Below are 24364 nucleotides of genomic sequence, written 5' to 3'. Positions count from 1 at the left end.
ATGCCGATTTCACAAGAGCAGAGAGAGTTTTTCACTCAGAAAAATCCCGCGGAAGAATATGACACCGTCACTTTTAATCATCCTGAGTTTAGAGAGCCGGTACGCCTAGTTTTGAATCAATTTAAACCAATTATATTTGGCGGTAATGAATATATTCCAGTTGCTGCAAAAATTAATTTGCCAGATCAGGGTTCTGAGTTAATGCCAAAATTAACTATTCAATTTTCACGTATTTATGTCGGTGATGAATTTAAAAAAATAATCAATTCGATTTCTCCATTCGGTTGGCAATCGCCTATCTCTATGATTTATGAGCAATATAATGAGTTATCAATGAATAAACCAACACAACGATATGCTCTGTATGTTTCGGAATCCGGGGTTAGATTTAATCGAACAACTGTTGAAATATCGGCTAGCGATGATAACCCGATGATTTTAGCAAAACCAAGAAACACAGAGAGTAACCCCATCTACACCCTTGAGGAATACAGAGGACTTGCATATGCATAAAATGACAGTAAATGAATTTATTAAAAAATCAATTGGTGCTAGATGGGTCGATAGAGCTAGTACGTTTGAGCAAATGGACTGTTGGGGTTTAGTAATTCTGTATTATCGCCATGTTTTAGGTATTGAACTGACGCCGATTACTGGTTATGAAGATAAACAAACCACATTGCAAGTTGAGGCATTACCAGAAGCCAGACGTCATTGGTTGCCGTGCGGAAAAATTAACAATGCCGTATTCCTTGCTTATCTGGGTGATACACCAACCCACGTTGGAATAGTCATTGATAATCACGCATTACATGCAAAGGGGAACGGCGAGCAGGGTGGACAAGTTCAATATAACAAAATCGACGCAATCGAAAAAATGTATACAAAAGTGGAATATTATAAATATGCTGATTTATTGTAAAGACCCAAATGGGCTAACGGGCAATGAACGTTATGATTTAAATACCTCCCTTTCTCTTTTTCAAAACATAAAAAATCATCTACCTAAAAGCCTTAATCATCAAACAATCGATATTTATCTAAATGGCGAAAAAATCGATCCGCTGACATTTGATTTATCACGCACAGCAACGGTATTTGATAAAATCGTCATAGTAAATAGACAACAAGCGTCTACTGTTGTCGCTATCGTTGTTGCCGTTGTTGCTGCTGTTGTTGCATATGCATTAACGCCAAAACCAAAAGTGCCCAACAATAGTGGCGAGCAAAAGGATAGCACTAACAACAAATTGACGGGGCAAACCAATATTGCTCGTCTATATCAAGCAAAACCGGACATTTACGGCTGTGTCCGCTCTTATCCAGATATTGTTAATCCTGCCGGCTCTGAGTACATAAACAACGTTAAATATATTGAGCATCTATTTTGTGTTGGTGTCGGTTATTACGAATTCGACAAATTCAAATATGATCAAACGCTATTAGATAAAATAGCTGGCACAGCTTACACTGTTTATCATCCCGGCGATATCATCCCTGTTGTTAGATATCAATTTCCAAGTGCCGAGGTGGACGGTCAAGAGTTGGTACCTCCAAATCTTTCGAATGAAGTTTTATTTGAAAAGGCATATAAAAACCTAGTAGGTTTAAAGCTGAAAGATGACACGGTTACCATGACATTGAATAGTGAAGATAATGTTGATTATTTATTTAATTTACCCAAACCTGTCGAAATACATTTCATTGTTCGCGCAACTATTACCACGAGGTCTGAAAAGACATATCGAGGAAATGTTGTGTATAGGGCGACATTGATGTCAACTACAATAGAAAACAATCAACCAGTATTAATCGCGAATAATGTTCACCGATTAAGATTTGAGCCTAAGAATGGCCTCATCAGAAAATTCACGGTCGATAAGACGTACGTAACAGTTCAACACACGGGTGGCGTATACACTGACGCTTTTATTTTACCAGAAGCCGGTACTGAGATATGGACTGATTTAGTATTCCAACGCGGTTTGAAAGGTGATGTTTTATGTCAATTCGTATGGTGGGTAATTGATGATTTTGGGAATGAAGTACCGGGAACTCGTGAAACAACACTTTGGGGCGAATGGTTAGATACGTATGAACCACAAAGTATTACTGTTAAGATTAAACCTAGTCGAGGCAAAAATAAATACGCGCTAATCATTGGACGATTGAATAACGGTAAAAGTGATTTGTCAGACCAAGTTAAGGTTGAAAATGTCTATATTGTTGATTTCGATTACAATTATAGAGTGAAAGACACGTTAATTTACGTTAGAACTAGAGCAACATCGCAAGCAACTTCATTGAAAGAGCTGAAATTCAACGTTGAAGCAACTCGTAAAACTATCTCATATAATCGCAACACTAAACAAATTGACTACACGCTCAAACCGTCACGATCATTCGCTGATGCCGTGCTCCATCAATTTGTTGCCGTTTTTGGTCGTGACCCAAATGAACTGGATTTGGATTCGCTTTATGCAATAGATGAAAAATTAAAGTCGTTTAATGAAAGGCTTGGTTATTTTGATTTCTCATTTGATGATATTGATGTGTCGTTAGGACAGAGAATCGAAACTATCTGTAATGCCGCAAGAGTGTATGTTTATCGAGATGGCCAAAAATGGCGATTTGCACGAAATGAAGAGAAGTTGCGTCCAGTTGCTATGTTTAACTCACTCAATCTAGTGAAAAGTGATACTGGCGGAACTGTTCAGAAAAAATCTAGCTTACCATCAACATTTGACGGTGTTCAAGTAGAGTATATCGATTCAAGTAAGGATAGACCTAAAGGCACAGATAAAAAGGCTTATATCGACTTACGCATAGTAAATAATCAAATTATAAAAGGTTGTGCGTTCAGACCAAATAAGCTTCAATTATCTGGTTGTCGCAACTATGAACAAGCGATGAATCGTGCACAGCTTGAAATTAGACGCTTAATCTATGAACGTACATTGATAGAGGATGAGGTGATTAATGATGCTAATCTGGTCGATAAAGGGGATTTGGTACTTTGGTCCGATACTTACGATGAAACGATTGTTAGCGGCGAAATTATTCGTATTGAAAATAAAACGTTTTATGTAGATCAAGAATTAACGTTAGACCCTAATAAGATGTATCGTGTTGCAATCACTAATAAAGGCGGTTATCCGAGCAACTGGATCAACATTACATCTCATAATAAAAACTCTTTTGTAGCTGATTATGCTGATGCATATGTGGCGAATAACATTGATATTCAATGTGGCTCAATATTTATCATCACTGAAATAATTTCAGAAGAGCCAACCGAATTTATTCTGACAAAAAAACAATTTAATAACGGCGTTTATCATGTGAATTTAACTAACTATGATTCTCGCATATATGAATATGACCGTGAAAACGGTTATTTTACTGAATAATAGGAGATAAAATGGCACAACGACAAAACACATTTAATCAGTTTCCATCCAATGATTTAGCTGATTTAAATGATAACACAATTATTGTTGATGAATTTGTGAATAGCCAAAATGATTTCACTGCTAATCGTTTTGGTTCTAAATTCAAAACATTGCACAAAATCGTCACAGATATAAATAAATTAAGTGATGATATCAGTGTAGGGGCTTTACCTGCCACTAGAATTGTTGATAATGAAGTTTCAACTTATTCGGTAGGTGATAGTGTTGAGTTCAAAAAAATGCCAACAATTAATGGTAAACCGGTTTTAGGTACTGGAGACTACGGTATCGGCTCATACACTGGCGTACCGTTAAATAATCCAGACAACATATTGGCAGGTGGTTGCTATGGAATGAGAACAACATCATTCCCAGAACTACAAAAAAATAGAAATGACTCGGCGAGCCTCGTTGTTTATCCGGCTTGGACTAAGGGTTTGTATGTTGAAAAATTAGCTGTTGTTCAAAGCAAGATCCCTCGTATTTACTACCGCTGCTCAACCCCAGATGGTAAGCAACCTTTTTATGAGGTCATTACATCAGCAAATATCAATAAATTCTGTGGTCAATCAGTTATTTTGTATCCGGACGGCTCTGTATCTGAGCCGGCTTTACTTTATACAAATCAACGCATAGTTATAGACAATCCCTTCAATACAAATTTAGTTAATTCATGGGTCGAGTTTTATGAATCTGGAGTGTGGTATAAACATGATGAAATGGTTTTTAGTAATGGTGGGTACGGTGTAAAAACAAATAGTTACGGAAATAAAATCGTTATCCAAACAGGTAATTCATCTGTAAGAGCTCGATGTTTTCATGATGGGAACCCATCAGGTGCCGACAATGTTATGACATCACTACCATATAGATTGATAATTGTTAAAATTGGAGTATAAAATGAAAAAAATTGTCTTTGGTAAAATTGGAGATTCGTTTGTTGAAATTCATTTTTATAATGATAATGAACCAAAATGCCCTGCAGGGTTTGTGGTTCTGAAAAATTCAACCCCACCGGCTGATAATTATATAATTAATGATAGTGGGGATTGGGTAAAAAATGATGGTGAAGCTGTTATTTTTCCAGAAAAGCCAGAATTGAGTTAACCACCACCGCATCAATCTTCAACTTACAATATTCAACAGCATCAGACAACATCACAAAATCAGCGATATCAAACATAGTTTTATCATTTTGGTAGAACACGTAATTGTGATCGTCGTGGCTGTTGATTATGTAGCATTCGCCAGCGATTTCGTCATCGTAATCGTCGGGCGTCATTCGTACATAAATCGGTATAGTGTATTTGATTGTTATCATAAGATTAAAAATAGTTTGTTTTATATATCATAAAGTAAAATACTTTGATGTGAATTATTGATGTGGAATTTTGAGAGGTGGATTGAATAAATTAAAAATTCTAACGGTATTTTTAACGGTGTTTTTATTTTTGTTTTATTATTTAGTTTTGTTAATCAAATTGTTATGTATTTATTTTTAATCCTGTAGGGGACGCCATAAAATTCTATTATCATCCTTTAGTTACTATTAGTAAGTCTAACTGTAGATTATCCTTGTTTTCATCTTGTGACCAAATTGTGCCCTTGTTTGAAAATTGGCTTAACTAATTAGCATTCAATGGTCTATAGCCGATAGAGTTGATTTTTTAGACATAAAATTAATATTTATACATCTTATCAATCAATATGTAAGCCATTAAACATTTCAGTTGTTTACAATAAAAAACAGAGTTCAAAAATTAATAATTTAACAAAATTAGATTATGGAGCAATCATTGTTCGCCACGCAGATAGAAAGCGACCTAGATGGTATGAGTTTAGCCAAAGATTAATAAGAGGTTATGTGAAAATGATAGCTGAAATGAATAATATTGATTTAGATTTTCAAGAAAATTATATACCAAATACTAATCATTATAGAGTATCAAATAAAAAATATAGTAGTAGAAAAATGTCACCTCAAGAATATCAGCTATAAAAGGAGAAGGGATAACTAAATGATGAATAAACTCACCATTCAATAACTACCTTCGGTAGTTTTTCATTATCTAAAAAAGATATAAATATGAAAAAGTCGGTAAAGGTGATTAATAACAGTAACTGATTTTTGCTTAACAGATCGACAATCTCTTTTCGTATTGTATTTCAATTTGTCACAATTTTGCTTAATTGGCTAAAAATGATTTAACAAAGATAATTATTTAGTAACTAAAAAGCAGTAATAGAAGTTACCAGTTAAAATCAAAACACTTCCCCAAAATAATACAATATGAATATGTAAGGAGATAAATCATGTCAGTCATTAAGCAACAAACCGGTGAAAGTAAACAGCGGATATTAGATACTTTCCCCGAAGACTACAATAAGCTACATCTAATAATGGCAAAAATGGCGGCCGGGGAAGATGTTAAAATTGCATGTTATGGTGATTCGACCACCGATGGTATCAATACAACAAACCATAAAAAAAATATTACAGGAACAGATCATAATCTCAATGCCCCTAATGCGTGGCCAGCTCAGTTACAATTGTTGCTTAGAGAAATGTATCATAATAATAATATAAACGTTTTTAATGCAGGATTTAGCGGACAACGAATAGAAAACGGTTGGGCAACAGATAATTATGAGGCCAATATCACAAAAAATCCGTACTACGGAGTATGTGATATGGTTATCATCAACTTTGGACTAAATGACGCCGCTAGAACTAATCGGCTATATCGATATATTAATCAAACAGAGCTATTAATTAAAAAAGTTATAAAAGATGATTCAACCCCTGTGTTGCTATCATGTAATCTAACATACCTATCAAAAAAGGACGGAAGCGAAAGGGATAAAATAGATGTTACTCAACAATATAATCAAGCTAAAGAATATTTAGCCCAAAAATATAATATCCCATTTTTTGATTTATCCAATGCAATGATTAGTTGGTTACAAAATAACAATCAATATAAATGGGGGGAATTGCAACCCGACGGATTACATTTTGGTGATTTGGGGCATAAATATCAAGCAATGTGGCTAGCAAGTCGTTTATATTCAAATACCGTTATTATTAATGATTCCACACAGTATCAATCAATTAATTTTATGGATAGTAAATCTAATTCTCCATTTGGTTATGCCAGCCAATACACTGGCACAGGTACAAAATATTTATCAATTGTACTCGCGAAAGATGTTAAGAAATTCATTAACCAGCCAACCATGGAAGTTTATGTTTGGTGTGAAACTAACAACGTTGCGTGCGTTTATCGTCAAGCTTCATATGAAAATGCCACGGGTAGCTATGTTATGCACAAAGATATTATGAGTGATGTAGTTAACTCCTATAGGATCTTACCTAGATTTGATATGACAAACGGGAAAACCAGTTATGGAGGGGTTGATGTTCCCCGGTATCTGTGCGATTTAAAATATGGGTTAAATAAATTGTCATATATTTATGGTAAAGATAAACAAATTGACACAACTGATTTTTATTTTGGTTTTTTTGATTTCGTTAAAAATTACGAATCTAATTTAAATCCCCGTAATTTATTATATAAATCCGGCCCTATTCGGTGTATCGCAACGGTCCCGGCGCGCAAGAATATAGTCAATTATATTAGAAGAGATCTGTATGATCAGATTGGACAGGACTCATTGCAATTATTTGTTGATGGCAAAAAAACATATTTATATTTAGAATTTGAGGGACCAGAACAAAATGGAATTGTACTAACACAAACCAAGGGTATGCGAAAAATGTATAATGACGGATTTATGTTGTTTAAATTGAATGCATCTAGTTTGTCGGCGAATGTCATTAGAACATCGGTTGAGAAAAATGAAACAACATATTCAACCGCTGCAGAGGGTATTATCCCAATTTTTATTGATAAAACAAATTGTAAATTATTATTAGAATTCTATATTGATAAATCTAACAATATTATTATGAATTCATTAAACGAACAGTATGGCTTATTAAGTCATCATGTTATTTCGCCACTGTTTGCATTTCCATTTTCAGGTATTTTTGGAAATATTTTTAGTAAAAATGTATCGCGAGATGAGGATATTTCAACACAATTTAATATAACAAGGGCGGAGGTATGGTACAAAGATAACATCGATTAATTAACGTTATTTTTACGGTATTGAGTTCGGACGTAAAGGTAATTATTAATAAAGATACATTTTAAAAAATAATAAAAATAACTACTTATCTTGATAAACGAAATTCTTTTTTAGCTTTTGAAGTTTCATTATTACTAAACCGCTTAGGCGGTTTTTATTATCTTGAAAATAAATAAAGGTATAAATATGAAAAAGAGCGATAAAAAATGGGTCGCCTAAGTGTTAAAATAAGGTTAAGTAAATCCTATGAACGTATATATTAATACCTACTGGCTTAAAGTAAGATCCACTTACCTACAACGTAACCCATTCTGTGTTATGTTTTGAATTCGGTGCAAGTACGAATCAGCTAGCGCAGTAGACCAAATAATCCTGCACAAGTTAGAATAGTTATCAATAACTAAAGACCAAGTTGGTATGCCTACACTTTTCATACAACAAAATTAAGGGGTAACTGTTTATTAAATGCCTTCGTCGTCAATTAACCTAAAGATGAATATAGCTGATTGTTGTTGTACCAATATGCATAAGCAGAAAAACGTTGTCGTAGTTCATTCCTATTGGAGAATATTTCATTTTTGACAAATTCAATTTTAATTGTATTAAATGTCGCTTCAGCAACGGCATTATCGTAAAGCCATCCTTTATGGCTCAATGAGCGTGTGTTACCCAATACCTCAAAAAGACTATCAAATAATTGATTATCAAAATTTTATATATACTAAAAAATATTTGGTTGCAGAGTTTTGCACTAATAATAAAAGTAATGCCTTGATATACCTAAACATCGACACAATCAAGTCAATGAATGGTGATGTTGATTTGATTGTATCACTGCGATTTTAGCCCGATTATCAGTGCGGCTTGCTTGAGGATATCGTTTTCTATCAGTAGCCGTTTATTCTCTTTGCGTAGGGCTAGTAACTCTTTATCTTCAGTAATTATCTTTAGTTTTCAATGAATCTGTTGTGAAGTATTGTGTTATCCATCTACCAGATACTGATGGCGTTAACTCGTACTGTAAAACTCGTTCACTGCGGGTTTTACCTTGTAGATAAAGCGTTACCCCTTAATTTTGTTGTATGAGATAGTGTCGACATTCCAATATTTCAAAAAGCACTCAATGAGTACTTTTTCTATTTTCCATCAAGATCAAAAATGATTTAATGCATTTTTAATTTTAATCAAAATATCCATCCTATTAATAATTTTGTATAAATTATTCTAAATACATTGATAATTATTATCATTAAAATAACATATAAAAAACATAAATAAGTTTTCGTTGTTAGTGTAAATATAATATAAGGAAAATTATGAAAAGAGGAATATTAGTCATCTCATCATTCTTATTTTCTTTTGCCGGTTATGCAAATCAATGCAGTAAATATTGGCATAAGGAACACTATGAAAAAGCCTTTACTTTCTGTAAAGAAGAAGCTGAGCAAGGTAATGCTCAAGCCCAATATTATTTAGCATATATATATGTGTATGATGAAGGTCATGGTACAGAGCAAGATAAACAAAGGGCGTATTATTGGTCTACAAAAGCGGCAGAGCAAGGTAATGCTGGAGCCCAATTTTTTTTAGCGTATATGTATGATCAAGGAGACGGCATAGAGCAAGATAAGCAAAAAGCGGTATATTGGTATACAAAAGTTGCAGAAAATGGTGATCCTTACGCTCAATTTAATTTAGCTCTCATATATAGTGGCGGTGATGGTATAAAGCAAGATAAACAAAAGGCGTTTTATTGGTATGAAAAAGCCGCGGAACAAGGTGATTTTAAGGCGCAAAATAATTTAGCGGTTATGTATGATAAAGGTGATGGCACCGAGCAAGATAAGCAAAAGGCAGTATATTGGTATACAAAAGCAGCAGAGAAAGGTTACTCGACTGCACAATACAATTTAGCGCTTATGTATGATAAAGGCGATGGTGTTGAGCAAAATAGATCCTTAGCACAAAAGTATTATCAACAAGCCTGCGATGGATATTCTCAAGAGGCTTGTAATAAATTAAAGCAACTAACAGAATAATTAAATTATTTCAAAAAACACCTTAAATCTTCATTTTTCACCAAAAGCACTCAACGAGTGCTTTTTATGTTTTTCCCTAAGATTAAAAATGCGTTGATGCATTTTTAATTTGGTTCAAAATAGCCATTCTATTAATGATTTTTTCTGAAAAACTCGTTATAGTTTTCTTCGATTTTTATAAAAATCCTATGAATAATTTTGTATAAATTATTCTAAACACATTGATAATTAATATCTCTAAAATAACATTTAAAATGTATAAGTCAGTTTTCGTTGTTAATATAAATATAATATAAGGAAAATTATGAAAAAAGGAATATTAGTCATCTTATCACTCTTATTTTCTTTTGCCGGGTATGCAAATCAATGCAGTGAATATTGGCATAAGGAAAATTATGAAAAAGCCTTTACTCCCTGTAAAGAAGAGGCAGAACAAGGTAATGCTGAAGCCCAATATTATTTAGCGTATATGTATTATAACGGCGAAGGGGTAGAAGAAGATGAACAAGAGGCTGTATATTGGTCTACAAAAGCTGCAGAGCAAGGTAATGCTGATGCACAATATTTTTTAGCGTCTGGGTATGATAAAGGAGATGGCTTAGAACAAGATAAACAAAAGGCGTTATATTGGTATACAAAAGCAGCAGAACAAGGAAATGCTGACGCCCAATATGATTTAGCAGTTATGTATAATGACGGTAATGGTATCGAACAAAATAAACAAAAGGCAGTATATTGGTATACAAAAGCGGCTAAACAGGGTGAACCTGACGCCCAATATAATTTGGCGCTTATGTATGATAAAGGTGACGGCACAGGGCAAGATAAACAAAAGGCTTTATATTGGTATACAAAAGCAGCCGAGCAAGGTACCTACCGCGCCAGATACAATTTAGCCGATATGTATTATAAAGGTGATGGCATAGAGCCAGATAAGCAAAAGGCGTTTTATTGGTATACAAAATCGGCAGAGCAAGGTAATGCTGACGCCCAATATAATTTAGCGATTATGTATAGTGACGGAGATGGCGTAGAGCAAGATAAACAAAAGGCGTATTATTGGTATAAAAAAGCAGCGTATAAAGGTAACCTCATTGCACAAAACAATTTAGCACTTATGTATGATAAAGGTGATGGCATAGAGCAAAATAAGAAGTGGGCGGTATATTGGTATAGAGAATCGGCAGAAAAAGGTAATGCTGATGCTCAATATAATTTAGCGGTTAAATATGATTATGGTAATGACGTTGAGCAAGATAAATCTTTAGCTAAAAAGTATTACCAACTAGCTTGTGAAGGGCATTCTCAAGAAGCTTGTAATAAATTAAATAAAATAAAAGAAAATCAATGCAATGAATATTGGTATAAGGAATATTTTGAAAATTTTGAAAAAGCTTTTACTCCCTGTAAAGTAGGAGCAGAGCAAGGTAATGCTGAGGCTCAATATTTTTTAGCATATATGTATGATGAAGGTGAAGGTATAGAGCAAGATAAACAAAAGGCTTTATATTGGTATACAAAAGCAGCAGAACAAGGTAATACTAAAGCCCAATATAATTTAGTTCTTATGTATGCTAAAGGTTTTGGTACTGAGCAAGATGAACAAAAAGCGTTATATTGGTATACAAAAATAGCAGAACAAGGTGATGCTGAAGCCCAATATAATTTAGCGGTCGCGTATGATAAAGGTGAAGGCATAGAGCAAGATAAACAGAAAGCGTTTTATTGGTATACAAAAGCAGCGGAGCAAGATCAATTAGGTGCGCAAAATAATTTAGCGGTTATGTATGATAACGGTGATAGCATAAACCAAGATAAACAAAAGGCAATATATTGGTTCACAAAAGCGGCAGAGCAAGGTAACGCCATTGCACAAAAAAATATAGGAAATAAGTATTATTACGGTGATGACATAGAGCAAGATAAACAGAAAGCGTTTTATTGGTATACAAAAGCAGCAGAACAAAGTAATGCTGACGGCCAATATAATTTAGCGATAATGTATGATAAAGGTGACGGCACAGAACAAGATAAACAAAAGGCAATATATTGGTATACAAAAGCAGCAAGACAAGGAAATGCTGAAGCTCAATATAATTTAGCACTTATGTACAATGACGGTGACGGTACGGAGCAAGATAAACAAAAAGCGTTTTATTGGTATACAAAAGCGGCAGAGCAAGGTAACGCCATTGCACAAAAAAATTTAGGGAATAAATATTATTACGGTGATGGCATAAAGCAAGATAAACAAGAGGCTGTATATTGGTATACGAAAGCGGCGAAGCAAGGTAACTCCACTGCACAAAACAATTTAGGGATTATGTATAGTTACGGCGAAGGTATAGAACAGGATAAACAAAAGGCTGTATATTGGTATACAAAAGCAGCAGAACAAAATTATGTTTACGCCCAATATAGCTTAGCGGTTATGTATGATAAAGGTGATGGCATAAAGCAAGATAAGCAAAAGGCGTTTTATTGGTATACAAAAATAGCAGAAAAAGGTGATGCTGACGCTCAATATAATTTAGCGATTATGTATGATAAAGGTGATGGCGTTGAGCAAAACAAATCATTAGCTAATGAATATTTTAAAAAGTCATGTGAGCAAAGTTTTGAAAAGGCTTGTAATAAATTAAAGCAACTAACTGAATAATTTAATTATTTCAAAAAACACCTTAAATCACCGTTTTTCACAAAAAGTACTCAACGAGTGCTTTTTGTGTTCCTCCCAAGATTAAAAATGAGTTAAAGCATTTTTAATTTGCTTCAAAATAGCCATTCTATTAATGATTTTTTCTGAAAAACTCGTTATAGTTTTCTTCGATTTTTATAAAAATCCTATGAATAATTTTGTATAAATTATTCTAAATACATTGATAATTATTATCATTAAAATGACATTTAAAAAGCATAAGTCAGTTTTCGTTGTTAATATAAATATAATATAAGGGAAATTATGAAAAAAGGAATATTAGTCATCTTATCACTCTTATTTTCTTTTGCCGGGTATGCAAATCAATGCAGTGAATATTGGCATAAAGAAAATTATGAAAATGCCTTTACTCCCTGTAAGGAACAAGCAGAGCAAGGTGATGCAGAAGCCCAATATAATTTAGCGATGATGTATGATAAAGGTGATGGCACCGAACAAGATAAACAAAAGGCAGTATATTGGTATACAAAAGCAGCAGAGCAAAGTAACTCCATTGCACAAAACAATTTAGGGAAAAAGTATTATTTCGGTGATGGCATAGCCCAAGATAAAGTTAAAGCTGTATATTGGTTATCAAAATCAGCAGAACAAGGTTATGCTAGTGCCCAAAACAGTTTAGGGTTTATGTATGATAATGGTGATGGCATAGAACAAGATAAGCAAAAGGCGGTATATTGGTATACAAAAGCGGCGGAGCAAGGTGACGCCGTTGCACAACACAATTTAGGGGTTAATTATAGTCAAGGTGATGGCATAGAGCAAGATAAGCAAAAGGCGTTTTATTGGTATACAGAAGCAGCGAAGCAAGGTCTGTTAATGGCGCAAAACAATTTAGCGCTTATGTATGATAAAGGAGATGGCATAGAGCAAGATAAGCAAAAGGCGGAATATTGGTATATAAAATCGGCAGAACAAGGTGATGTTAATGCCCAATATAATTTAGGGAATATTTATTATAAAGGAGAAGACATAGAGCAAGATAAGCAGAAGGCGTTTTATTGGTATACAAAAGCTGCAGAGCAAGGTCACACCAACGCACAATATAATTTAGCGTATATGTATGACGAAAGTGAAGGTATAAAAGAAGGTAAACAGAAGGCGTTTTATTGGTATACAAAATCAGCAGAGCGAAGTAATGCTGACGGCCAATATAATTTAGCGCTTATGTATAATAAAGGTGACGGCACAGAGCAAGATAAACAAAAGGCAGTATATTGGTATACAAAAGCGGCTAAACAGGGTGAACCTGACGCTCAATACATTTTAGCGGTTATGTATGATGAAGGTAATGGTATTGAGCAAAATATATCTTTAGCTAAAAAGTATTACCAATTAGCTTGCGAAAAGCATTACGAAAAGGCTTGTAATAAATTAAAGCAACTAACAGAATAATTAAATTATTTCAAAAACACCTTAATTCTCCGTTTTTCATCAAAAGCACTCAATGAGTGCTTTTTCTGTTTTCTCCTTAGGATAAAAAACGAGTTGGTGTATTTTTAATCTTAATCTTAATCAAAATAACCTTCTATTCAACATCGTCTTCTTAAGTTGATTGTGTCGATGTTCAGCTATATCAAAGCATAACTTTTATTTCAGTAGAAAACACGTGGTCAAATCAAGGTATAATCGTATTGCGTTGTGCTACAAAAATCTGCTACATTCCTCACTAGTTTTTTGACGTTGATGGCATTTAAAAAAACGTTATCCTTCAATTTTGTTGCATGAAAAAGTGTCGACATTGCAGTATGAGTTTTAACTGCTGTTAAAGTATTTTTGATTCTGAGTGCTTAATATATCGTTATTGTTTAGAATGTGCATTGGAATTTATAATCAATTATTATGCAAGAAAAGATTTCCTTTAAAAAATTGAAAATGATGATAATAAAAGATCTGATCTCAATAAAATTTTAAAAAGTTATTGTCCTCATCTAGATAAAAAACTTGTAGTTATAAATCAAAAAAACAACGAGTAATATAAAAATAATGAACAATAAAGAAATTTGATCAATATAGAAGATAAAAAATTGTTTTATAATCAAATAGTAGACCAATTAAAATTGAAATCTAAAACGCCTAAATATAACAATCCTGATGAATTCAAATGTTATTATGTCAAAAATATGAATTTCTCTCCGTGTTTTACTTTTAAAAGTATAAAAAACAGGTGTTTATTATTTTGTTTTGCGGTTTCAGAACTGAATTTTGGTAGATTCGTAATTTTATTTCTGGGGATAATTGAAATAATAAAATAAAAAACAACTTGATTAAATTGACTAAACTATTTATGCGTTCAGCTCAGTTATAAGTTTAAGATCATCTCCAGGGATAAAAAACGTATAAATATTTGTAGTAATAAGATTTATACTAATAGCATTTATGGTTATCTTTGGCAAAACAATGCGTTTTTGCATATAAAGCAATACTTTGATATTTAAATCTAAACTAGGATAGACCGTATAGTTACGAAAATAGAGTTTCAATTTAATGACATGTAATTAAAATGGCAATGGTAGAGTGTAATAAGCATTAACTATGAGGAATTGCAATCAATATTGAGAATTCAATAATAGATGATATTAATAATAGCCAAAAAAAGATTTCGACTTTTGATGTAAATGTTATAAAAGTATATGTCTATGATGATAATCAATACTGATAGAATATAAATTATATCAGTACTAATAAATAGAAAAAGTAACATTATATTAACTCTAAATAAAACATTTATAATGAGAAAGAAGAACTAAAATTTAAGGATTTAGATAATTTAGTCGGATTAATATCTAATGATATATCTTATCAAATTAAATTATTTCAATGAGTTAAAATTATCATTAAGATATATTATGATAGCAATGATGAAATGCAAAATTAAAATTTTTCGTTAAGTATCCAGCTTTGCTAAGAACTCCATTTCATTTTCAAAAATGACTGAGTAGAATTGTTAGATAGATTATGTAATAAAAATAATATTTATTTTATTATTGAAAATTCAGAATGATAGATTTTAATTAAGATGCTTTAGCAAGAAGAATGGATCAAATTGATACAGTTTTAATATCGAGATCTCCGTTAACACTAAACATTGAATAACTGTAATAAAAGTTGTGAAAAAAACTATAATAACCGTTGCAAAAGTAGCTAGGTTATCGACGAAAGACAGGAATATTATTAAAAGTTGCTGCAGTTTGAAAACTTATATCATATCAATTACCTAAAGATTTGTGCAGAGATATAAGTAATCTAATACCATCAAAATGATTTTAAAATATATGGATAATTTAATTGAAAGTATTAATGAAATTTTGCTGAGATTTAAAGAATTTCAAAAAAAATATTTGAATGAACAGTCGTTAGCTACTGATGGATATAGATTAGAAGTATTAAAGAATCTGTCTCAAAAAGAAATTGATAAAATAAATTATAATGAAAAGCATATATTTGATGATTTTGTTAGCAATTATGCCCATCAAATTAATAATTTAAAAAATGATGATACGATAAAAAATTGCATATCAGGTCTAGCTAAAATCTATTTTAATAATGGAAAGGAATTTGATATGGCGCTTTTGGAAAAGATGGTATTAGTAGAAGAAATAATCATCAAAAAACGAGGAACAGTTAATATCTACAAGATTAAGGATCATTAATTATTTTCTCCAAACCAACATTTCAAATGTTAACTTTTTATTCAATAAACCAGTTCTATTTTCAATAAATTTAGATAGATAGACTACCGATTTAGGTTGGTAGTAGTGAGCACAAAGGCTTAAATTTACAATTGTGCAACTGATTTTAATTGTTACACAATATTATAACTGTAGTGTTTGTGTTCAACTCTTATCAACTGTCGTAGTTTAAGAGTGGTTTTATCGCTTATCTTCTTGTAATTTCCTCAACATAATGGGTAAAAACATTAGAAATCAAGCCTAAAATTACATTTATAACCTATATAAAGACACTGATTAATCGCCCTCTACTGTAATTTTAGCGCTTGCACACTTTGCACTAAATCGGCAAGTTGTGTGACAATTTGCGAGCCGGTATTAGCATCATCGCCACCTAAACTTTTATTGCGCATAAAGTCGCTTTTTATTTGTTGCCAGCGTTTAGTCTGATCTTCCGTCATTACTCCACGAATTTCAGCCAGTTTCAGTAAATTCTCTTCTGCACCATTGGTGAGTAGTTGTGCCTCACCGAGGTAGTGATCATCAATAATTTGATTGAGCTCTGCATCATTCATGACGGATGACACTTTCTCAGCAAGTTTATTCATATTTCGATAACTTCCTTGCAGTTTAAACGCAGGTTCAGTTCGATATTTGTCGGATTGAGCTGCGCTTGCAATATATTGCTGATTAACTTTAAATACCACTTCACGAATTTTTAATAAATGACGTATTACGGCGACAATTTCACTAATTTCTGCTTGGCTATAGCTATAACTCATCTCATTGGTATTAAGTGGTTTGCCTTGCGCATGGTCAATAAACTGATAGAGATCATTTAAATCACGTAAGGCTAATGGTGATAATGTTGCATTAGAGGTTAAGCAGTTTTCAATATAACTGGTGGCAAATACTTCATCCATACCGCCGAGTACTTCACCTAAATTATAGATATCAGCTCGGTTAGCTAGCATGTCAGGTATTTTGAATACTTCACCAGATTCCGTATATGGGTTACCAGCCATTATTACACAGAATTTTTTACCTCTCAGATCATAGGTTTTGGTTTTACCTTTCCAAACCCCTTCGATACGACGAGAACCATCACATAATGAGATAAATTTTTGTAAAAATTCTGGATTGGTATGTTGAATATCATCAATATAGAGCATAACATTATTGCTCATTTCCAGTGCTAAATTGAGTTTTTCTAACTCCTGACGAGCAGTTGTATTTGGTGCTTGTTCTGGATCAAACGACAATACACTGTGACCTAATGCCGGCCCGTTAATTTTCATAAAAATTAAACCTAAACGATTAGCAACATATTCCATTAATGTGGTTTTACCATAGCCAGGTGGAGAAATAAGGAGTAATAATCCCATTAAATCACTGCGACGCGTTTCTCCGACGGTACCCATTTGTTTGGCTAGATTGTCGCCAATGATTGGTAAATAAACTTGATTTATCAGTTTATTACGAACAAATGAGCTGAGTGGTTTAGCCTTGAATTCATCAAGATGGAGTGCTTCACGATGGTTTACTAATATTTCTTGACGTAAACTTTGGTAGTGTTGGAATTGTGGGATAACCACTTTATATTGATAACGCATACGGCTAAAGAAGTCATCTAAATTAATATTCAACACGCCTTGATTAATTGTTGGGTGTTCACCGAGTAGATCGGTAATCGATACTTCAAGTTCAACTTCACTGATTGTTAGGCTAGCTGCTTTATCCAAAATATTTAAAATTACTGCTTCAGCAATATAATTGTCTAGTTTGCTATACTGAGGTAATGTGCAAAGCCCTTTAAACCAACTTTCGATTAGATTCCAACGTTCTGCTAATCTTTCATTAAGATTATTTTGTGATTGATTGAAATCACCCCACATGTGCGATTGTTCAAGTTGATTTTTTAATCCATCAAATAATTGTTTGCTATATTTACTGAAAATAAATTGTTGTGGCGTTTGAGCCAATACATAGCAAAGATATTCAGACGCTTGTTTAATATGGAATGGCTGATGAGCAATTGGATTATCATTGAAAAATTCCGTCAATTCACGAGTGATTTCCGCTCGAAGATTAATCATACCTTCATCATGACCAAATAGCTTTTGGATATCCATACAAGTTTTCGCGCGTTCTGGCCAGAATTTGGCAATATCATTTTTTTGGTTATAGTGCCAATAAATAATGGCTAAGCTTCGTGCTAACGAGTTATAGCGCAGTAAACCAGCCGCTTCACCTAGAGGAATTAATTTTGTTAAAATTTTTGCCGCATCGTGGTCATGAATCCCTTTTTCATAACCTTCACGATAGCGCATTGTGGCAAAATCACGCACTGTTTTATTAAGCGTTTCAGGTTGATTTAACTGATTAGCTAAATCGACATAAGTTAATCCATTCTCTTTTTGTAAAGCGGCAGTAATGATCGAGTAGGCAAGATACTCTGCACGGTATACCGATGGTGATTCTGATTCTAATGAAATCGTCCAAAATGGCTTATAAGCTTCTAATTGCTCATTGATTATTTTTTCTTGAAATTCAGTCCCGGTTAATTGCATAAACAGATGCTGATCTTTAGGCACTATAGTTAAATCAAGCTCTTGGGTATTAACACTAAATTTATGCCGTGGACCTAGTTTAATGACATTTCCACCAGATTCAAATATTTCCGATTTATCTCGTAAGGATCGTATGGCTTGATCTTGAGCACTTTTAAATTTGGACTCAATATCATCGGCTTTAACATTATCAAAAAGTGCTCTTAACTTTTCGACAATTTCACGGATTTTTTGCGCCAATGGGTCAGCAACAAAGAATGCATTAAGTTCATTTTGATCGGCAAATTTAGCCGTTCTTCTTGGGATGCTGTCTAAAATACGTTGTGCAGCGGTTAGTAGGGCGTCCGTCCGTCTGGTTCTATCCTCTAATAACGCTTGTTTATGTGTTTCGAATGATTCTAGGATTTCTTCACGTTTAGTTAGAATATCATTAAGAAATTCCTCACTTTCACTAAATTGGTTCTCAAGCTCTTCTAGTTGTAGTAAAAGACGAGATAGCTCATCATCACATTTTTCTGGCGTGGTTGCCATACTTAGGGCATTGGTAATGCTTTGACCAAATAATTTAAATTGGGCGCCAAATTGTGCAACCATTTCAACATTGGCTAAATTTTTTCGTTTTTGTTGGATCTTAGCTTTTGTTTGGTTGAGTTTTGCATAGACTTCTGCAATAGATTCAATGATTCTGGTTTGTAAAGTAACATCATCAAATTTTAGGGTTGCGATTAATTGTGAAAGCATATCCAAATCAGCAGACATGGTTTCTGTAATTTCAACCGAGTTGAGTAATTTCGCTACCGTATCTGCTTTGCTAAGCTGCTGTTCAATATTGTCAATTTTAACAATGAATGGTTCTAGCGCTTTATCACTTCCTAAAAATTCAGCTGTGGCTAATGAAACCTCACTCTGTCTAGTTTTTAGTTCATTTTCCATTTTATCGATTTGATCTAAATCGATGTAACGATAAGTTCTTAACGTGACTAAACTGCCTAGTTGCATTTTTATTGCGTTTAATGCATCAACAAATTGTTGGGTTTCTTGCCAACTATCAGGATAAAGTTTGGTTAATAAATCTTGCTGATTAGAGAGCGCCTCACGCATCGCGCTTTCAGATTGACGACGAATACTTTCGACTTTTTCATATTCATCGATAACCAGTTCACTAGTTTGGATAATATTACGCAGAATAGGGGAGAAGGCTAAATGTTTATCATCATTGAGCCAAAAATAATTATCGAAAAGTCTCTTGGTATCCTCACTAAGTTTGCTGTATAGCTGTGAAGAGACGGTTTGGTTATCGATTTCACGCGAAATAAAGTAAAGATCTGAAATGCCGCGAACCAGTTCGGCATTACCTATTTTGCCAAGGAAACTGTTATTAGTTGGTTGCTGTGCAGCAAACTCATCACTATAAAAAGGTGTTTGCCAAATCTGCATTGGATGTACCCGAGTCGGTTCATCATTTTCACCTTCAAAGACCACCATTCGACCATCTTCAAAAACCGCATATCCATGTCCTAATATCGGATTATCCAGCTTTCGTTCGATCATATTATAATTAAATAATGCTAATCGACCATTAGTCGGATCATAGAAAATATATAACACATCTTCGCCATTTGGTGAACGGCGAATACGTCGAAAACGCATGCCTGACATAGAATGGTCAAAAGTTTTATAATCACCATTTTGTAAGTAATATCCACCAGGAAATATAATCCCGTGATCTTCAGGAAGTTGAATACATGCCTGTCCAATAAAGTCTATACGATGGACTTGTTGAGTTAAGGTGTTATAAACAAGATAACGCCAATTATCTTCACGGTAAGGTAGGACTTTTAATAGAATTAATGATCCCACTCTAGCATATTCTATTTTAGCGTCATTGATTGATTGATTCTGGTCAACAACTTCCTCTCGATAAATGCCTAAGCCATCATTGGTGTTATTTTCACATTTTATGGTTAAATCGCCACCAATGGTTTCAACAAATACCGTATCAAGAACATTAACATGTGGAAATCGACCATTAACAATATTTTCACGGGTTGTTTCGATCCATTCAAAATCATAAGCGGGTGGTAATGCGATGTCTCGTTCACCCCGATTATCGATATACTCTATGGTCTTTTTGTCACTTGATATAGACCATCTAAAAACTCGGATATCACTGATTCGCTCACCAATTTGAAAACTAGCGAGTAATTTTCCATCACGTTCAACAAGTTGGAGTAGTTGGGCATTTTTATAATAAGTATACAGCTCATTAAAATCTTGGATAAATCGATCTATATTTAAGAAAGTATTAGCTAAATCAACTGGGTCAGCTTCATAAGAGCCATCACGTTCTACTAATTGATAAAGGGAAAATACGTCCTCTATTTTGGTCTCTTTTTTTAATCCTAAATAGACGTTATACCCAAATAATAACCAGTCACCGAAACGAACAATATCCCGTGCGACACAATTATTTTCAGTTCTAATTCGAATACGACTAATGATGGACATGTCACTTTTACCAAACTCAGATAGCCTTTCTTGATTCAGTGCTTCCGTCTTTTGATTGAGTTCTTGTCCTAAAGAGGTTAAACGTTTACGAAGAATTTCATAAGCTCCGCCTTCCGCGACGGCTTTATCAATTGATGTTTGTTGCTGGTCTTGGATTTCTGACATGTTTTACTCGTTGAAAAGATATTCAAATACTTAACGTTTTAGGTAGGCATTTAATCCTACCTAAAACCGATTGCTCGATGGATAAATAACTATTGCAATAGTAACTTACTCATTCTCATTATTGGATGACAAAAATTGTTGTGCTAACGCTTTTAAATCAGTGTTTTGCAAAGTTTCTTTTATATTAATTTTTTTGTCGCCCGATAAGCGAGCTAGTACTGATTGTAATGCTGATTGCAGTACAGGACTTTGGTTAACGGTTCCTTCAATTGCCTTACCAACGCTGATAGCTTTCGAGAAGCTATTAAAGAAGTTATCATTACCACCGACAATTTCAATATTTGCCTTACTGAATGCAGCAGCAAGAACATCAGCTTGTTCTCTAGCGATTTCTTTGTTAGCCGCAATCGCAGCCATAGCTTGTTCAAAGCCTTTTTCAAGTGCTAAGCGGAACTCTTCATGATTTTGTGATTGTTCATTCATTGTACTCATTGCTTGGAACTTCTCAACTAAACCATTAGCTTCGGCAGTTAATTTTTCACGAATGATTAATGCTTCAGCAAGGCCTTGTTCTTTGGTTGAATAGGCTTTAGCAAAGGCAATACGTTCATCACCACGAGCTTGAGCAGAAAGTTTTTCTTCCAGTACTTTTGCTTCAGTTAAACCTTGTTTTTCAATAGCACTGGCTTTGGCTTCAATTACTTTGGCTTCAGCTAAACCTATTTCTTGATTACCTTTTGCTTCTGCTAATAATGTTTCAGCGGTAATATTGGCTTTAACTAAGCCTTCTTTTTCAATAGCAATGGCTTTAGCTTCAATTACTTTAGCTTCTGCTAAACCTATTTCTTGATTACCTTTAGCTTCTGCTAATAATGTTTCAGCGGTAATATTGGCTTTAACTAAACCTTCTTTTTCTTCTGCTTCAGCAGCTGCTTTACGAACTTTGGCTTCAGCAAGGCCAACTGCTGCTTCTTCGGCTTCGATACCTTGAGCCAGTTGTTTTTTTGCTTCGGCTTGTTTTGCCGCGGCTTCTAATTCAGCTTGTGCCATGGTGCTAATTTCAACTGCACGATGTTTTGATGATTGTTCATCTGCTTCAGCTTGTTTTACTTGTTTAACTAGCTCTTGTTCTGCTCTAGCTTCTGCTTCAATAATCGTAGTTTGTTTTTCTCGATCAGCTTTGGAAACTTCGCGTACTTCTTTAATGTGTTCTTCTTCAACTGCAACCGTTTTTTCAACCGCTATACGTTCACGAATAACATTGGCTATCTGCTTTTTTTCTTCTTCAAGCACTTTGTCTTTTTCAATTCGTTGTAACTCTACCTCACGTTCTCGAGCTACAATTTCAAGTGAACGAGCGCGAGTTACCCGTTCTTCTTCAATCGCGATTGCTCTTAAGCGATTATTTTGGGCAACCTCAACTTCACGTAAACGATTTTCCTCTCTTACTTCAATTTCTTGTTGAGTTTGAATTCTAGCTTGTTCCGCTTTTAAACGTTCTTCTTCTTGGACTTTTAATGTTTCAGCTGCTTCTCTGGCTCGAATTGTTTCAATTTCACGTTTTTGTCGAGCTTCAGCGTCAGCTTGTTGTCGTTCAAGTTCAAGTTTGGCTTCGATAGTTTCAGTATCTTTCTTTTTCAGCGCCAGCTCTAAGTCACGTTCACGTTTATTGGTTTCATCTTTATGGACAGCAGTGATGGCTGTAATTTTGTTAATACCTTCGGCATCAAAAATATTATCTGGATCAAGCGATTTAATTGGAGTTTGTTCTAAATAATCGATAGCAACATCTTCAAGAGCGTAACCATTAAGGTCTTTGCCAATTACATCAATGATCCGTTCACGGAAATTCATTCGATCTTCAAATAGTTTTGCCAGTTCAAATTGTTTTCCTACGGTTTTTAATGCTTCTGAAAATTTAGCACTAAATAATGTACTAACTGCTTTCTGATCTGATGCGCGATCAACACCAATTGATTTGGCAACTTTAAGAACATCTTCGGTGGTTTCATTAACGCGCAAATAAAAAGCAACGCAAATATCAGCACGAAGGTTGTCTTTACAAATTAAACCATCTTTACCTCTTCGTTCAACATCAAAAGTGATCAACGAAATTTTCATGAACTCTTTTTTGTAGATGATTGGATAAACTAACGCACCAGTAAAATGGACTTTAGGTTTTGACGTCATATCATTAACGATAAGCGCCGTACCTTGTGGAACTTTTATGTAAAACGCTTTAAATAATAGGAAGAATCCAACAATTACCAAGAATACACTTCCAACAACTACTAAAAAGAACATTACAGTATCACTGCTTATATACATATTTTTCTCTTCTCCAAATTAACTTTTATTGTCCATTAAAATCTTTTAGGCTAATTATTTCATAACAATTAGCGGTTTCATCATATTGCAGTATGACAGCTTTATCTCCGCGGTTAAATTGATAAGACTCATCACATCTTACTTCCAAAATAAGACCAGCACCTCCATCTTCAAAGATAGCTTGTCCCTTGGTTTTAGTTACGGTACTTGAACGAATTTCGATAACTTGTCCTAATAATGATTTATGATTATTGGTAATCATCATCTTTTTAAATAGAGGACGAATTGGTTTAATAAAAAAGGCAGTCAAGTAGACAGCTAAGATGAATGCGATAATTAATAGTACTATCCCGGCTAAATAATAAAGTAAGGTAAGATCGTACAAAGGTAAGATTAATAGACGAAATGAAAAATAACAAAATGACCATCCAATTAAAGAAATTAATGTAAGGATGAGTGTCATTGGTACTTCATTGAAGCCAAATTTCATTAATAAACCACCGAATCCAGTCGGAGGAATATCACTATAGATATCATTGACACTAATATCCAAATCCAGACAGTCAATACTTAATAACCCTAATGCGGCAACAAACCAATATAAGATACAGATTGTTAACAATGCACTAAAGATAACCACGGGAAAAGAAAAAAATATTCCCCAAAATAGTTCCATTATATTCCCTTCATCTCGATTAAAATATTTTAACTAATTAATTATTTTATAGTTGTTTTTGACATTCTAACCTAAAAATATAAAAAG

15 protein-coding genes are annotated in these 24364 nt (G+C 33.8%); 10 read left to right on the top strand and 5 right to left on the bottom strand.

Annotated features, from left to right (window positions below; translation table 11 throughout):
* Genes DKK79_RS08175 through DKK79_RS08155 form a run of 5 tightly spaced genes read left to right on the top strand, consistent with a single transcriptional unit; the run spans nucleotide 1 to nucleotide 4559 of the window.
* A complete protein-coding gene (locus DKK79_RS08175; protein WP_110423643.1) occupies nucleotides 1–513 on the top strand; it encodes a hypothetical protein in 513 nt (170 codons plus the stop codon).
* On the top strand, nucleotides 506–922 hold the full coding sequence (locus DKK79_RS08170; protein ID WP_110423642.1) for an NlpC/P60 family protein: 417 nt from the start codon (nucleotides 506–508) through the stop codon (nucleotides 920–922). The genes DKK79_RS08175 and DKK79_RS08170 overlap by 8 nt, the downstream gene beginning before the upstream one ends.
* Complete coding sequence (locus tag DKK79_RS08165; protein WP_110423641.1) at nucleotides 906–3410, top strand: host specificity factor TipJ family phage tail protein; 2505 nt, start codon at nucleotides 906–908, stop codon at nucleotides 3408–3410. Before DKK79_RS08170 ends, DKK79_RS08165 begins: the two co-directional genes overlap by 17 nt.
* An 11-nt stretch (nucleotides 3411–3421) precedes the next feature.
* The gene (locus tag DKK79_RS08160) at nucleotides 3422–4351 is read left to right on the top strand and encodes a hypothetical protein (RefSeq protein WP_110423640.1); all 930 of its coding nucleotides are present in this window, start codon (nucleotides 3422–3424) and stop codon (nucleotides 4349–4351) included.
* A gap of 1 nt (nucleotide 4352) precedes the next feature.
* Nucleotides 4353–4559 carry a hypothetical protein gene (locus tag DKK79_RS08155; RefSeq protein WP_110423639.1) on the top strand — a complete coding sequence of 69 codons (207 nt, stop codon included), beginning with the start codon at nucleotides 4353–4355 and terminating at the stop codon, nucleotides 4557–4559.
* On the opposite strand, the gene DKK79_RS14380 is transcribed toward DKK79_RS08155, so the two are convergent.
* Nucleotides 4528–4734 (bottom strand): hypothetical protein, encoded by a 207-nt coding sequence (locus DKK79_RS14380; RefSeq protein WP_181415274.1) that lies wholly within the window; start codon nucleotides 4732–4734, stop codon nucleotides 4528–4530. The genes DKK79_RS08155 and DKK79_RS14380 overlap by 32 nt on opposite strands.
* A 1031-nt stretch (nucleotides 4735–5765) precedes the next feature.
* On the opposite strand from DKK79_RS14380, the gene DKK79_RS08150 reads away from it, so the two are divergent.
* A complete protein-coding gene (locus DKK79_RS08150) occupies nucleotides 5766–7604 on the top strand; it encodes an SGNH/GDSL hydrolase family protein (RefSeq protein WP_110423638.1) in 1839 nt (612 codons plus the stop codon).
* A 481-nt stretch (nucleotides 7605–8085) separates the two neighbouring features.
* Here DKK79_RS08150 and DKK79_RS08145 read toward each other — a convergent pair whose 3' ends face one another.
* Complete coding sequence (locus DKK79_RS08145) at nucleotides 8086–8259, bottom strand: IS3 family transposase (RefSeq protein ID WP_181415273.1); 174 nt, start codon at nucleotides 8257–8259, stop codon at nucleotides 8086–8088.
* Between the two features lie 661 nt (nucleotides 8260–8920).
* Here DKK79_RS08145 and DKK79_RS08140 point away from each other — a divergent pair.
* From DKK79_RS08140 to DKK79_RS08125, 4 genes are all read left to right on the top strand, one after another.
* Nucleotides 8921–9643 (top strand): tetratricopeptide repeat protein, encoded by a 723-nt coding sequence (locus tag DKK79_RS08140; RefSeq protein WP_110423636.1) that lies wholly within the window; start codon nucleotides 8921–8923, stop codon nucleotides 9641–9643.
* Between the two features lie 304 nt (nucleotides 9644–9947).
* Nucleotides 9948–12302 (top strand): SEL1-like repeat protein, encoded by a 2355-nt coding sequence (locus DKK79_RS08135; RefSeq protein ID WP_110423635.1) that lies wholly within the window; start codon nucleotides 9948–9950, stop codon nucleotides 12300–12302.
* A 303-nt stretch (nucleotides 12303–12605) separates the two neighbouring features.
* Nucleotides 12606–13754 (top strand): tetratricopeptide repeat protein, encoded by a 1149-nt coding sequence (locus tag DKK79_RS08130; protein ID WP_110423634.1) that lies wholly within the window; start codon nucleotides 12606–12608, stop codon nucleotides 13752–13754.
* 1880 nt (nucleotides 13755–15634) lie between these two features.
* Nucleotides 15635–16012, top strand: a complete 378-nt coding sequence (locus DKK79_RS08125) for a hypothetical protein (RefSeq protein WP_110423633.1) — start codon at nucleotides 15635–15637, stop codon at nucleotides 16010–16012.
* Nucleotides 16013–16338: 326 nt separating this feature from the next.
* Here DKK79_RS08125 and DKK79_RS08120 read toward each other — a convergent pair whose 3' ends face one another.
* From DKK79_RS08120 to DKK79_RS08110, 3 genes are all read right to left on the bottom strand, one after another.
* Nucleotides 16339–21273 carry a DNA repair ATPase gene (locus DKK79_RS08120; protein ID WP_110423632.1) on the bottom strand — a complete coding sequence of 1645 codons (4935 nt, stop codon included), beginning with the start codon at nucleotides 21271–21273 and terminating at the stop codon, nucleotides 16339–16341.
* 105 nt (nucleotides 21274–21378) lie between these two features.
* Nucleotides 21379–23601 carry a hypothetical protein gene (locus DKK79_RS08115; RefSeq protein ID WP_110423631.1) on the bottom strand — a complete coding sequence of 741 codons (2223 nt, stop codon included), beginning with the start codon at nucleotides 23599–23601 and terminating at the stop codon, nucleotides 21379–21381.
* Nucleotides 23602–23626: 25 nt separating this feature from the next.
* Nucleotides 23627–24277 (bottom strand): hypothetical protein, encoded by a 651-nt coding sequence (locus tag DKK79_RS08110; protein WP_034882651.1) that lies wholly within the window; start codon nucleotides 24275–24277, stop codon nucleotides 23627–23629.
* Nucleotides 24278–24364 lie beyond the last annotated feature (87 nt).

The organism is Gilliamella apicola (genome assembly GCF_003202915.1).
Lineage (GTDB): Bacteria > Pseudomonadota > Gammaproteobacteria > Enterobacterales > Orbaceae > Gilliamella > Gilliamella apicola_Q.
The sequence above is the reverse complement of the archived record's forward strand: the minus strand, read 5'-3'. Positions and strand labels throughout refer to the sequence as shown.

Excerpts from the sequence above, each read along its gene's own strand:
- DKK79_RS08175 (WP_110423643.1), top strand. The coding sequence starts at position 1 with ATGCCGATTTCACAAGAGCAGAGAGAGTTTTTCACTCAGAAAAATCCC.
- DKK79_RS08170 (WP_110423642.1), top strand. The coding sequence starts at position 506 with ATGCATAAAATGACAGTAAATGAATTTATTAAAAAATCAATTGGTGCT.
- DKK79_RS08165 (WP_110423641.1), top strand. The coding sequence starts at position 906 with ATGCTGATTTATTGTAAAGACCCAAATGGGCTAACGGGCAATGAACGT.
- DKK79_RS08160 (WP_110423640.1), top strand. The coding sequence starts at position 3,422 with ATGGCACAACGACAAAACACATTTAATCAGTTTCCATCCAATGATTTA.
- DKK79_RS08155 (WP_110423639.1), top strand. The coding sequence starts at position 4,353 with ATGAAAAAAATTGTCTTTGGTAAAATTGGAGATTCGTTTGTTGAAATT.
- DKK79_RS14380 (WP_181415274.1), bottom strand. The coding sequence starts at position 4,734 with ATGACGCCCGACGATTACGATGACGAAATCGCTGGCGAATGCTACATA.
- DKK79_RS08150 (WP_110423638.1), top strand. The coding sequence starts at position 5,766 with ATGTCAGTCATTAAGCAACAAACCGGTGAAAGTAAACAGCGGATATTA.
- DKK79_RS08140 (WP_110423636.1), top strand. The coding sequence starts at position 8,921 with ATGAAAAGAGGAATATTAGTCATCTCATCATTCTTATTTTCTTTTGCC.
- DKK79_RS08135 (WP_110423635.1), top strand. The coding sequence starts at position 9,948 with ATGAAAAAAGGAATATTAGTCATCTTATCACTCTTATTTTCTTTTGCC.
- DKK79_RS08130 (WP_110423634.1), top strand. The coding sequence starts at position 12,606 with ATGAAAAAAGGAATATTAGTCATCTTATCACTCTTATTTTCTTTTGCC.
- DKK79_RS08125 (WP_110423633.1), top strand. The coding sequence starts at position 15,635 with ATGGATAATTTAATTGAAAGTATTAATGAAATTTTGCTGAGATTTAAA.
- DKK79_RS08120 (WP_110423632.1), bottom strand. The coding sequence starts at position 21,273 with ATGTCAGAAATCCAAGACCAGCAACAAACATCAATTGATAAAGCCGTC.
- DKK79_RS08115 (WP_110423631.1), bottom strand. The coding sequence starts at position 23,601 with ATGTATATAAGCAGTGATACTGTAATGTTCTTTTTAGTAGTTGTTGGA.
- DKK79_RS08110 (WP_034882651.1), bottom strand. The coding sequence starts at position 24,277 with ATGGAACTATTTTGGGGAATATTTTTTTCTTTTCCCGTGGTTATCTTT.